Consider the following 12,437-nt stretch of genomic DNA (forward strand, 5'->3'; position numbering starts at 1 on the left):
CCAGGCGCTTCTGCAGCTCAGAGACCCTCGCCCACTGCTCCTCGTACCGCTGGGCTACGGTTTCCCGAAGGATCTTATCCGCTGCTCGCCGGTTCTCACGGTCGACATAGCCCACGAACCCGGCAAGGAACCCCCGGATCTCCCCGATCAGGTCGCTGGTCGAAGTGACTTTTCCCAATGGATCGCCCATCGCATTCTCCTCATGAACTTGGCCTGCGCCTCGAACGCGCGCCATAGGAATTTTACCGTCCAAACCCACTGTTGACAACCGAGGCGCCTGACGTTCGGCTGACCGGTGCAGGCCTTCCGTTCCAGCCGCCTGTATTATCATTAGGGGCTGACAACCCCCTGAGGAGCGAGCGATGGCCAATTTGGAGACCCTGCGGCGGGTCGCCGAGACTCTCGGCGACGCCATTACGATCGAGCCTGGGCCTACGGTGACGGTTCGCCAGCCCGAGGTACTGCGCCAGCGGATCGCGGGCCTAGTGCGGATCGCCTGCCTGGGCGCCCAGCCCGAGAAAGGCCTGGCTTGTTGGCTGGTGCGGGAACTGGCCGTCGAATCCGGCGCCCTTCCGGCCTCGATCGACTCGCTGTATCTCGCCCGCGGCGCGGGCAAGACCCGCAACGACTTCTCGGTGCCGGCCATGAACCTGCGCGCCTTGCCCTTCCAGGCCTCCACAGCTGTCTTCCGCGCAGCGCGAGCGGCCGACGCCCAGGCCATCCTGTTTGAGATAGCCCGCTCCGAGATAGGATACACCGATCAGCGGCCGGCGGAGTACGCCGCCTGCGTCCTGGGGGCGGCCATCGCCGAGGGCTACCGCGGCCCGGTCTTCATCCAGGGCGATCACTTCCAGGTGAGCGCCAAGAAGTTCAAGCAGAACCCAACCGCCGAGGTCGAAGCAGTCAAGGCCCTGACCGCCGAAGCCATCACCGCCGGGTTCTTCAACATCGACATCGACACCTCCACCCTGGTGGACCTCGATCAACCGACCCTGCGCGAGCAGCAGCGGGTGAATTTCACCCTGTGCGCCGAGTTCTCGGCCTTCATTCGCCAAGTCGAGCCGCCGGGGGTTGTGGTCTCGATCGGGGGGGAGATTGGCGAAGTCGGCGGGCACAACAGCACCGAACCCGAACTGCGCGCCTTCATGGACGGGTACAAGGAGTGGATGCCGCACGCGCTTGGGGGCAGGCCCGGCCTGTCGAAAATTAGCATCCAAACCGGCACGTCCCATGGCGGGGTGGTCCTTCCCGACGGGACGATCGCCAAGGCCAAGGTGGACTTCGGGACCCTGCAGAAGCTCTCCCTGCTGTCGCAGAGGGTCTACAAACTCGGCGGCGCCGTTCAGCACGGGGCTTCGACCTTGCCCGAGGAAGCCTTCACTCGGTTCGCCGAGGCCAACGCCCTCGAGGTTCACCTGGCCACCAATTTCCAGAACATGCTCTACGATCGGCTGCCGGAACTCCTGCGCCAAGAGATGTACGCCTACCTGGCCAAGAACCATCCCGAGGAGCGCAAGGAAGGCCAGACAGACGAGCAGTTCTACTACGCCGCCCGCAAGCGGGCGCTCGGCCCCTTCAAGCGGCAGCTCTGGGAGATGTCGGCCGACGCTCTGGCCCAAGTCACCTCGGCCTGGGAGCAGCAGTTCGGCCTACTCTTTCAGCGATTGAATATCCGCGGCACGCGGGCTGAGGTGACTCAACACGTCAAGCCCGTTGCAGTCCGGGCGCCGTTGGCAGCCTTCCTGAGGGCGGCCGGGGTCGAGGAGGATGTCCGCGACCTGGCCGACTGAGCGCTGACCGTGTTCCGCGAGGGACAGCGACCGGACCCTGGGCGCTACGCGGTCGTCCCGCGCACGCTGACCTTCCTCACCCGCCCGGGCGAGGTCTTGATGATCCGCCTGGGCCCCGGGAAAGGTGCCTGGGCCGGCCGGCTCAACGGCATCGGCGGGCATATCGAGGCCGGCGAAGAACCCCTGGATGCGGCCCGGCGCGAGGTTGACGAGGAGTGCGGACTGGCGGCGGCACGGATGCGCCTGGTCGGTGCAATCCTGATCGACGTCGGCAAGACGCCCGGAATTGGGCTGTACGTGTTCGTGGGCTCGGCTGACGGAGAACCGGTTTCGAGCCCTGAGGGAGTGCCGCTCTGGGTGCCGGTCGAGGAGCTGGACCAGCACCCGCTGGTCGAGGACATTCCCCAGGTCCTGCCGCTGGCGCTGCGCTGCTACCGCGAGCGCACCACCTTCACCGGTTCCTATCGCTTCACCTCCGACGGCCGGGCCGAACTACGCTTCACGCCGTCGGAAGCCTGAAGGCGCCCGAGAGCAGCAGCGGGCCAGCCGCCCCTTGCCTGCTCTCAGCTCATCCAACCAAGGACCGCACCCCGCAGGGCGCGGACCTTTCCTGCTTTCACTAGGCGAACTCACGGGATGGGGTTGCCCCGCTCTCCGGCCTGCAGGCCTGGATCGCGTCGAGCCCTTCAGCCGTTGCGTCAATGCCATCCACCCGGTCGGTGGCGGGACGCCCATCGCTTGTTGCGACGCAGCCAACGGCTCCGGTCCCAATGGGGCTGCCGGTCAAGCCGGGGCCATTGCACCGGATCCAGCGGAAGCGGTCAATGAGGACTCTCCAGCCAAGCAATCGGTGGGGAACCCCAACCTGATTAGGACCGGACCCGGATCTTCCTCAGGCCGATGTCGCTTTCGACGCCGATCGAGACGCTGTTCTTGTTGAGACCCTCTCCGCGACCCGAGTTTCAGCAGGACTCAATCTTGCCGCGGCAGCTTGTTCACCCCGAAGCGCCCGCCGACGGCGCAGTCAGTACCCAAGGCGCCAAAGCGATGACCCGCACATTGGAGCTGTCTGGGACCTGGAGGCCGTTCAACCCGGCCAGGCCGAACCCGCTCGAGTCGGACCAACCCCCCCCTCCTCCACCCGACGCACTGGCCACGACGTGACTCCGGCCGCCAGGATGAAGCCAGGCGCTGGATATTCGAGGGCCGCGATGGATTCGGCACGACGCTGGCGTTCACTGAAAGAGGAGGTTGTCAGCCCTGGGCCTTGGGAACCCTACAGCCCAATCGAGTCGCCCGGAAGATCGGGCTCAATGGCCGCGAAGAAGGCCAACAGTGTGCCTCCGTACTTCCTCTGGTCGCGCAGAGTCAGTCGGGAAAGCGGGAGCGGCTTGAACTCACGGGGATGAAGTTGGGCGATGACCCAGGCATCGGGCGCCAGGATGCCCGGTGCCTGGTCAAGCGCGGATACGGCCGACGACCACAGCTCTTTGTACTGAGGCGGGGCAACGTAGACATACTCAAACACCCTGCTGCGGGCCTGGTGCAGCCAGGTGAAGGCGTCGGTTTGGATCACCTCGGCCCCAGCCTGCAGGCCAGTCGCTTGCAGGTTGGAGCGGATCGTTCTGACGGCAATCTGCGTCCGCTCCACGAAGACGGCCTGAGCGGCGCCACGGCTCAAGGCTTCGATCCCCACCGCCCCGGTGCCGGCGAACAGGTCCAGGAACCGAGCTCCGGCGATGTCGCCGCCGATGATGTTGAACAGTGCTTGTTTGACCCGGTCCGGAATCGGCCGGGTGGTGTCGCCCGGCACCATCTCCAGGCGTCGGCCCTTCGCCCGACCTGCGCTCACCCGCAATCCCGCCACAGACTTGGCCGCCTTCGTGGCTATGCGCAGTTCTCGACGGAGATGCGGGCAGCCAGGAAGTTTGCCCGCGGCGCGTGAACCGGCGTGACGCACCCTGTCCCCAGCAGCAGGCCCTTGCCGGACACGCTGCGAATCGCGCCCTCGGCCTCGAGCCGTACCCCCGCCGGATCTCCCAGGACCATCGTCTCGTTCCGCCGCAGCCCACCGCAGACCGCGCCCCGCACCCGACCCCGGGCTTCGGCCAAGCTGGGCGGTGTGTCACGGTCATGCCAGTTCACGATCTGCACCGGATAGCTTTCAGCCAGCTCGAAGATCACCGCCTCCCCATGCAGATGCAGCAGATTGCACCACAGCCCCTGGCCGGCTTCGAGTATGCGGCGATCAAACGGCTCCCCAAATCGAGCATACCCGGCCCGATCGAAGAACCGGTAGCTCCCATGTTGGACGGCATAATAGATCCCAGCGATCCCCGTTCGTGAAACTGCTTGCACGAAGTCGATCGTCGTCTGGGTGATCACCTCCAGCGCCCGCAGGACCTGATCCGGCGAGCTGTGCAGATGCTCAAACAGCAGCGTCTCCCCGGCCAGATTCTTGGCCTGGGCCAGCGGGCTGAACACGGTCTGCAGAACCGGCGTCCCATCCGCCACACCTTGAACAACCTGCTGGAGACAATCGAGCTGGGAGCGCAGCGATGGGGAATCGCCGGGGAGCACGGGCAGCCTGAGCCAATCCTCGGCGAGCCTGACGGCCCGCTGGGTGTAGCGGCGGGTTCCTTCCGGGTTCCCCTCCCACACATCGGCGACGCCCCAATCTCGAACGCAGAAAGAGGAGGCTGGCGTCACCTTGACCAGGTCGAAGTCGAACTCGCGCTGGAAAGCCAGGGTGGCCTGGGCCAGGCTGTGTGAGTCCTGGTCATCCACTGGGAAGTGACGCCACAGCGCAACCGGCAGACGATCGGCCACCTCCCCTCGGATCGCGGCCTGCAGACGCTCGCGCTTGGTCGTCATGCCCGTTCCCAGGTCTCCGGCTCGAGATCCCACACGCCGCGGGTGATCTGGTTCAGATGCCCAACTGCCAGTCGCCGCAACATCCGGCCCCGGGTGTGGTCCTCGATCTGGTGGTGGTTGTCGACCACGGTTTGAAAGGCCAGCCGCGCCTCTTGGGCCTTGCCTTGGGCGCGCCACACCAGACCGGCCAGATAAGCGGCTTCGACATCCCCCGGGGCCTGAGGCAGCAGCTCACCCACGATCCGCTGCGCTTGCGCCAGATCCTCGGCCCCATAGGCGGCCCAGGCCTGGTCGAGCGGCGGGAGGGGCTCGGTCCTGCCCGGCTGAGAAGCTGTTTGCACCTGCTTGCGCTTAGCCATGCCTCACCTCCCGCCTATTGGCTGCCCGCCAGCAGGGCCGGGATTGCTTCCGGGGTCTCAGCGACGCGGACTCCGGCCGCCTCCAGAGAGCGCACCTTGTCCGCCGCAAGGCCGGTGCCGCCTTCGACAATTGCACCGGCGTGGCCCATGCGCTTGCCCGGGGGTGCGGTCCGGCCGGCGATGAAGCCGACGACGGGCTTGCTCACATGATCGGCGATGAACTCGGCAGCCCGTTCCTCATCGGTCCCGCCGATCTCTCCGATCAGGACCACCGACTCGGTCTGGCCATCCCCTTCGAACATGTCGAGTGCGTCGACGAAAGAAGTACCGTTGATCGGGTCGCCTCCGATTCCGACACACGTCGAAACGCCCATCCCGACCTGCTTCAAGGCATACAACACCTCATAGGTGAGCGTGCCCGAACGCGACACTACCCCGACACTCCCGGGGATCGCCACCTGAGCCGGGATGATACCGGCCTTGCACTCGCCCGGAGTCAGCACGCCTGGGCAGTTCGGTCCCACCAGGCGCACGCCTTTCTGGTCCATATAGCGGCGCACCTGCATCATGTCCTGCACCGGGATGCCTTCAGTGATGATGATCACCAGTTCCACCCCGGCATCGGCGGCCTCCATCGCCGCGTCGGCGGCGAAGCGGGCGGGGACGAAGATCACGCTGCAGTTGGCGCCGGTAGCCTCGACCGCCAGCTTGGCGGTGTCGAAGACCGGAATCTTGCCGCCGAAGACCCACTCGCCACCCTTGCCGGGCGTCATCCCGGCGACGACCTTCGTGCCGTAGTCCAGCATCTGAGCCGTGTGGAAGGTGCCCTCTCGGCCGGTGATCCCGTGAACAACCAGGCGGGTGTCTCGATCGACAAGAATGCTCATGCCGTCCCCCCCTGGCCCGCCAGCTCAACGACGCGCTGGGCAGCCCGCTCCAAGGTTGTTGCGGTCTCCAGCTTCGCCTGGGCCAGGAGCTCCCGTCCCTCCTGCTCATTCGTGCCAACGAGGCGGACGACGATCGGGATCTTGGGTTTGAGCTGCTCCAGGGCCAACAGTAGCCCACGGGCAACCTCATCACAGCGAGTGATGCCGCCGAAGACATTGATCAGCCCGGCCTTGACCCGCAGGTCGGCGAACACCATGCGCAGTGCCGCAGCGACCTTGTCGGCGCCGGCCCCGCCTCCGATGTCGAGGAAGTTGGCGGGGGTACCGCCATGCAACTGAATCACATCCATGGTGGCCATCGCCAGCCCGGCCCCGTTCACCAGGCAGCCGATGTTGCCATCGAGTTTCACATAGCTGAGGCCATACTTGCGGGCTTCTTGTTCGGCCGGTGCTTCCTCGTCCAGATCGCGCATCTCCGCCAGCCCCGGCTGTCGGAACAAGGCGTTATCGTCCAGCACAACCTTCCCATCCAGCGCCAGCAGCCGGCCGTCCTTGGTGATCACCAACGGGTTGATCTCGGCCAACGTGGCATCTGAGTCCCGGTAGGCCTTGTACAGAGCAAGGGCGATTTCGATGAAATCCTTCCAAAAGTCGCGGGGCAGCTCGATCGAGGCCGCCAGATCTCGCGCCTGGTATTCGCGCAGTCCTAGCAGTGGATCGATGAGGGCGCGGACAATGCGCCCGGGGACGGTGCGGGCCACCTCCTCGATGTCCACGCCGCCTTCGGCCGAGGCGATCATCACCGGGCAGCGGTTCGCCCGGTCATTGGTCACGCCGAGGTAGATCTCCGTCTGGATCTCCGCGGCTTCGTCGACCAGGACTTTCCGGACAGGAAGACCCTTGATCTCCATCGCCAGGACGTGGGTCGCCATCTCTTGGGCCTCCTCCGGCGACGTCGCCAGGCGAATGCCGCCGGCCTTGCCTCGGCCGCCTACCAGGACCTGCGCCTTGACCACAACCCGGCCGCCCAACTCCTCAGCGATCCCCTTGGCTTCGGAGGCAGTTGTCGCCACCCGGCCTTTCGGGATCGGAATTCCGAATTGTGCAAACAGCTGCTTGGACTGGTATTCGTGTAGCTTCATCGACACTCCCTTGTCCCGTTGTCCCGTCTGAGCCCGCCGCCGCCGGTCTCACCCGCCATCGGCGAGACTGAAGCGCATCAAACGACCGTTGCCTGCGTCCACGACCCACAGATTGCCCTGAGCGTCAAACTCGAGGCCGGTAGGGAGATCGAAGGTTGACTCCGTAGCCCCAAAATCCCCCCACCCCTGAAGAAATTTGCCGGTCTGATCGAAGCACAACACCCGGTACCCCTCAGGGTCGGAGGCGCACACAATCCCCTCCGACGAGACCGCCAGATACGGCTTGTTGTCGAGGGACTGTCCGTACCAACCCTCAATCGGCCATTCCCGGATCGGCTCGAACACGTTCGGCTCCGTCTCTTCGAAGACCTGGATCCGTTGGTTCCAGGTATCGGCGATGTAGACCCGCCCCTCATTGTCGACCGCCAGGCCCACCGGCTCATCCAGCTGGCCTTCAAGGTAGCCGGGGACACCGAACTGGCCGAGAGAGGCGCCCTGATCGTCGAAGATGGCGACCCGCTTGTTGCCGGTATCGGATACGAACAGGCGTCCTTGCTCGTCGACGGCCACCGACCTCGGCCCCCAGAATGCCGTCGGCGATTCGGCCTGGCCGAAGGTCCCGATCATGCCCAAGAACTCACCCGTAGGGCCGAAGTGCTGCACCCTGTGATTCCAGGTGTCGGCAACGTACACGCTACCGTCAGGCGCCACCGCAACATCCCACGGCTCGTTGAAGGTGCCTCCCGGAGCCTCCCCCTGGTCGAGGCGGCCCAGCTCCCCCCACACCTGCAGCACCTCCCCCGTGGGGGCGAGGTGCTGGATGCGGTGGTTGAGCGTGTCAGCCACGTACAGGCTGCCGTCCGGCGCCACGTCGATTGCCCGCGGCTTCGAAAACTGGCCGGCTGAAGTTCCAGTGAACCCCAGGATGGGTTCCGCCGCTTTGAGACTCATGCCGCCTTCGTACGGGTCGACGAATGTGACCGGCGCCAGCGCCTCCGGTGCCGCTCCGTAGTCCCACACCTGGCTGACGATATCCTTGCGGATGAAGAGCTTCATCCGGTCCGATGGACTCCAATTCTTCTGGGAGAAGTCGATCCCACGAAGCTCGCCGTAAGCCGTATAGTCCCGGTTGAGCCAGATGTCCATCAACGCCTGGCGATACTCCGCCGAAGTCAGGGCTCCGCGAATCCTTTCCCAGGTCAGGCCGAAGTACTCCTGGGTCGGCCACCACATGCGGATGTACTCGAACGACTGGTAGCGATCGCCCAGCAGGGGCTCGATCTTCGCCCAGTTGTTGTCGCCGGCGATGATCACGGGATAGTTGAGCAGCTCCCGGGTCGGGTTCGGCCCGTAGTAGTGCACATTCCGGTAGTTGCGGAAGTACCACGAATACGGCCAGGAGACGTCATCATCATAGGCAACATCGATCGACAACCCGTCGTTCATCCGCCGCGAAAGGTCCTCAACCTGCCCCAGCACAACCTTGACCGCCGGCGAGGAGTGGGCGTAGACCAGGAACTCGGTCGCCAGATCCGGGGTGATGTACGCCGCCCGAAAAGCCGCCCGAGCCGTCAGCAGGTACAGCAGCCCAGCGAACCCTACCAGCAGCAGTTGACCCAAGCGTTTCCAGCTCCAACCGCGCATGGCGAAGACAAGCAGCACAATCGCCCCGATGCTGGCCGCGGTCGCGGCCAGGAAGCCGGTCGTGGCTTCGAGCTGAAGCATCTCCTTCCCCTGAAAAGGCGGCGGGCTCCCGAGCAGAGCCCCCAGTGCCTTGGGGAGCGAGACCAGCAGCAACCCGACCCCGAGCAGAACCAACCAGGCACGGCCCCGAGAAAAAGCACTCCAGTCAATGCTCTCCAGAAGCCGGCCGATTCCCCACCCGCCCAGCAGAATCATCGGCAGGGTGATATGCACCGTCAGCCACGGCATGCGCTCCCCGGCGAACGTGTACAGGACCAGCGAGGTGAGGCACCAGTAGGCCAGGAACTCCGGGACCGGGAAGCGAGCCTGCAAGTCCGGGCCAGGCTCACCCGGCTTGCGATGCAGTCCGGCCAGGGCGTAGATCCCGGCGAGCAGGGCGGCCAGCGCCGGCAGGAATTCATACATCGGCAGTTGAATCAGCAAATAGTAGTACAGAGGTTGACTGCCGCGTTCAACGCCATGCTGGACCAGCCAGTACCCCAGTGAACCTACCAGGCCTGATAGCACGCCTGGGCCATGGGTGAACAGGGACGAGTACAGAGGCACGAAGATCGCGGCGAACACCCCAGCCGCGATCAGCCAGCGGCGCCAGTCCCACACCAGGCCGACCACGGCCGAAATCCCGACTAGCAGCAACAAGACGGCACCGGTCTTGTTCACCGACTGCGGATCGGAGTACGCCAGCGGATCCCAACCGAGGAGGTTGGCCGGGATCGAAGCCAGCAGCGGCAGCGTCAGGGTGCCGCTGATCACCAGCAGGTCGAGGTAGGCGAAATGGGTGCGAAGTCGTCGGCCAAAGGCGAGGATCAGCGTCACGGCCAGCAGCACGGCTCCGGCCAGGGCCAGCAGGATTCCGATCGCCACCAGCGGCGACTGGAAGGCACCGGCGGCGGCGACGACCTCGCCGGGATCGAGCGGGGCAGCGGTCTCGCCGGTGGCCACCAGCCCGCCACCGGAGCGCTCGCTCACCAGAGTCAGCAGGGCGACAAGAGCCCCGAATCCCGCCGCCATCAGACCGACCACGAACCCGGTCTTCAGCCCAGGCCTTGGCCAGCGGGTTCGCAACAGCTGCCAGGCCAGGGCAACCGCCAGGAATACCAGCAGTTGGGCGACATAGATGAAGTGTGTTTCCTTGGTTGCGGCGTGGAGCGACAGCGCCGCCGCCAGCAGGTACAGCCAGCGGCTCTGACGGGTTTCGAAGTAGCGAAACACCGCCAGGAACATCAACAGCCCCTCGACGACCACGAAGGCCTCGTTACGAACGTAGCGCGAGTAGTACAGCATGTAGGGAGAGACCAGCATCAGCGCCGCGGCGGCGATCGCCCCCAGCGTCCCCAACCAGCGGCGGAAATACCACAACATCCCGACCGCCATCGCCCCGGCCAGGGCCGCAGGGAAATGTGCCGTGGTATCGGTGTCCCCGAAGAGGAAGAACGAAGCCGCCACCAGGTGAAACTGTAGCGGGCCGTGCATCAGCGGTGTGTGCTGGAAGCCGCGCCCCTGGGAGTACAGCCAGGAGTAGTAGGTATGCAGGCTCTCGTCGTGGCTCATCACCCGGGTCTCCAGGTCGGCGAAGCGGGTGATCACCGCGAGCACCACGAGCAGCACGAAGGCGACGATCTCCCAACGGATCGTCAGCTTGCGGTCGAGGATGTCGTCGCCGGCTTGGGCGGCAGTCGTCTTGCCCTTTGGCTGGTTCATTGATTGCCCACCTTCTCCACCCTGGGGTTCGCCATGGCGGGCCCGAGTTCCCCGCCTCTCTCAGGCTGTCGGCGCAGGCGCCCGACCTCGCGCCCGCTCAACGCCCGCCACTTACCGGGAGCCAATGCCCCGAGCACCAGGCCAGCGAACCCGGTGCGAATCAGCCTGCGCACACTCAAACCCAATGCTTGCGCACTGAGCCGCACCTGCCGCTTCTGGCCTTCCCGCAGCACGACCTCCACCCAGCGATCGTCATCCTTCCGAGGTTGCAGACTGACCTGCGCCGGACCGAATCGGGTTCCATCCTTCAGGGTAATGCCGCGGCCCCAAGCGGCGAGTTGCGCCGAGGTCGGCCGATGATCCAGCAGGACCTGATAGGTCTTCTCATGTCCGTAGCGGGGATGGGTCAGCCGCTGCGCCAGCGGGCCGTCATTGGTCATCAGCAGCAGGCCTTCGCTCTGCATGTCCAAGCGGCCCACCGGATACAAGCGTAGATCAGCCGGCACCAGGTCGCGGACGGTTGGCCGACCTCCTTGGCTTCGCAAGGAAGACAGCACGCCGCGCGGCTTGTTCAGCATGAGGTACGCCAGAGATTCGGCGCGGCCAAGCGGCAGTCCGTCCAGCTCAATGTGGTCGGTGTCTGGCTCGACGACCATCCCCAGGACCGCCACCTTGCCATTCACGCGAACTCGCCCGGAGCGGACGAGATCCTCCGAGGCGCGCCGGGAGCCCACGCCGGCCTGGGCGAGCGCTTTCTGCAGACGAATGCCCATCAGCCGCCCTCGTCCCCCGCGGGTGCGGACGGCGGATCCTCCGCCGGCGCCGACTCGGCGCGAGCCTCGACTTGCAGCGGAGGCAGCTCGCTCAGCCGCGTCAGGCCGAAGTGCTGGAGGAATTCCGGCGTCGTGGCGTACAGGATCGGACGCCCGGCGCCCTCCGCCCGCCCGACCTCTTCGACCAATCCGTGCCGCAGCAGCGTCTGCAGCGCGGTTTCGGAATTCACGCCACGCACAGAGTCGATCTTGGGACGCGTGACCGGCTGCTCATAGGCCACGATCGCCAACACCTCCAGGGCGGCGCGCGTTAGGCGCGTCGTTCCCTCCAGGTTGAGGAAGTGTTCGACGTCCTGGGCAAGCTCCGAGGCGGTCGTCAGCTGAACAGCACCGTGATGCCACTGCAGGCGAATCCCGCGCCCCGCCGAGGCCTGGTCGAGCGTTTGCAGCCCATGCTCGACCTCGCGGGGCGAGACGCCCAGCGCCGCCGCCAGCTGGGCGGCCGTCGCCGGACCCCCGGCCACAAACAGAAGCGCTTCCAGACGCTGCGTCAGCCCATCTGCAGCAGGCGCGGAAGCCGGCATGCTATAATCTCGGTTCGATTGAGACTCCTGCAACGTGCTCATGAGATGATGACCGACAAGCGCCTCCCAATCATACTGGCAGCCCTGACCCTGACCGCCGCCACACTGGCGTGCCAGATCGATTTGGGGGGTCCGCCGCCTCCGCCGCAGCCGGTGACCCCGGCCAGCGGACCCGCCGCCAGCCTGGACCAGGTCTGGCGGTCCGCAGTCGAAGGCGCATCCGAGTCTGGGGAAGTCGTCTTCATCCTCGACGAAGCTCAGCTGACAGGCTATCTAAGCTCATATCTGGCCAAGCAGCAAGATCCCGTGTTCTCCGATCCCCAGGTGAGCCTGCGCGACGGCCGGCTGCGGATCCAGGGGACGGTCCAGCAGGGCGTGCTGAAAGCCGGCTTGCTGGTCACGATTGTGCCAGAGGTGAATCCCGAGGGCGGCATCGCCTTCCGGATCGAGTCGGCGGATTTGGGCCCAGCACCAGCACCGGAGGCAGTCAAGGAGAGTATCTCAGCCGTCCTGACGGAGTTGCTTTCCGGGCCCCTGGGATCTTTGGCGACCGGCGTCCGGGTCACTTCCCTGGTGGTCGATGAGGGACAGATCGCCATCGTCGGTGAGCTGCACTAGGGCCG

At 65.6% G+C, this 12,437-nt stretch carries 12 protein-coding genes; 3 read left to right on the top strand and 9 right to left on the bottom strand.

Going from position 1 to position 12,437, the window contains the following annotated elements:
- On the bottom strand, positions 1–190 hold a 190-nt coding region (locus MUO23_00590; protein MCJ7511447.1), incomplete at its 3' end, for a hypothetical protein.
- 172 nt (positions 191–362) lie between these two features.
- On the opposite strand from MUO23_00590, the gene MUO23_00595 reads away from it, so the two are divergent.
- Together MUO23_00595 and MUO23_00600 are read left to right on the top strand one after the other, a co-directional pair.
- A complete protein-coding gene (locus tag MUO23_00595) occupies positions 363–1,790 on the top strand; it encodes a class II fructose-bisphosphate aldolase (protein ID MCJ7511448.1) in 1,428 nt (475 codons plus the stop codon).
- Between the two features lie 9 nt (positions 1,791–1,799).
- Positions 1,800–2,309 (top strand): NUDIX domain-containing protein, encoded by a 510-nt coding sequence (locus MUO23_00600; GenBank protein MCJ7511449.1) that lies wholly within the window; start codon positions 1,800–1,802, stop codon positions 2,307–2,309.
- Between the two features lie 757 nt (positions 2,310–3,066).
- Here MUO23_00600 and rsmD read toward each other — a convergent pair.
- Genes rsmD through scpB form a run of 8 tightly spaced genes read right to left on the bottom strand, consistent with a single transcriptional unit; the run spans position 3,067 to position 11,814 of the window.
- On the bottom strand, positions 3,067–3,642 hold the full coding sequence (gene rsmD, locus MUO23_00605) for a 16S rRNA (guanine(966)-N(2))-methyltransferase RsmD (GenBank protein ID MCJ7511450.1): 576 nt from the start codon (positions 3,640–3,642) through the stop codon (positions 3,067–3,069).
- Between the two features lie 35 nt (positions 3,643–3,677).
- Complete coding sequence (locus tag MUO23_00610; protein ID MCJ7511451.1) at positions 3,678–4,664, bottom strand: hypothetical protein; 987 nt, start codon at positions 4,662–4,664, stop codon at positions 3,678–3,680.
- The gene (locus MUO23_00615) at positions 4,661–5,023 is read right to left on the bottom strand and encodes a hypothetical protein (protein MCJ7511452.1); all 363 of its coding nucleotides are present in this window, start codon (positions 5,021–5,023) and stop codon (positions 4,661–4,663) included. Before MUO23_00615 ends, MUO23_00610 begins: the two co-directional genes overlap by 4 nt.
- 14 nt (positions 5,024–5,037) lie before the next feature.
- Positions 5,038–5,910: a succinate--CoA ligase subunit alpha gene (gene sucD / locus MUO23_00620; protein ID MCJ7511453.1), complete on the bottom strand. Its 873-nt coding sequence runs from the start codon at positions 5,908–5,910 to the stop codon at positions 5,038–5,040.
- On the bottom strand, positions 5,907–7,052 hold the full coding sequence (gene sucC, locus MUO23_00625; GenBank protein ID MCJ7511454.1) for an ADP-forming succinate--CoA ligase subunit beta: 1,146 nt from the start codon (positions 7,050–7,052) through the stop codon (positions 5,907–5,909). The genes sucD and sucC overlap by 4 nt, the downstream gene beginning before the upstream one ends.
- Positions 7,053–7,100: 48 nt before the next feature.
- Positions 7,101–10,457, bottom strand: a complete 3,357-nt coding sequence (locus MUO23_00630) for a TIGR03663 family protein (protein ID MCJ7511455.1) — start codon at positions 10,455–10,457, stop codon at positions 7,101–7,103.
- Positions 10,454–11,230 (bottom strand): rRNA pseudouridine synthase, encoded by a 777-nt coding sequence (locus tag MUO23_00635; protein MCJ7511456.1) that lies wholly within the window; start codon positions 11,228–11,230, stop codon positions 10,454–10,456. The genes MUO23_00630 and MUO23_00635 overlap by 4 nt, the downstream gene beginning before the upstream one ends.
- Positions 11,230–11,814 (bottom strand): SMC-Scp complex subunit ScpB, encoded by a 585-nt coding sequence (gene scpB, locus MUO23_00640; protein MCJ7511457.1) that lies wholly within the window; start codon positions 11,812–11,814, stop codon positions 11,230–11,232. Before scpB ends, MUO23_00635 begins: the two co-directional genes overlap by 1 nt.
- A gap of 48 nt (positions 11,815–11,862) precedes the next feature.
- Between scpB and MUO23_00645 the strand changes: the two genes are divergently transcribed.
- Entirely contained in the window at positions 11,863–12,432 is a 570-nt protein-coding gene (locus tag MUO23_00645) for a hypothetical protein (protein MCJ7511458.1), read from the top strand.
- Positions 12,433–12,437: the final 5 nt, after the last annotated feature.

Source organism: Anaerolineales bacterium (genome assembly GCA_022866145.1).
Lineage (GTDB): Bacteria > Chloroflexota > Anaerolineae > Anaerolineales > E44-bin32 > PFL42.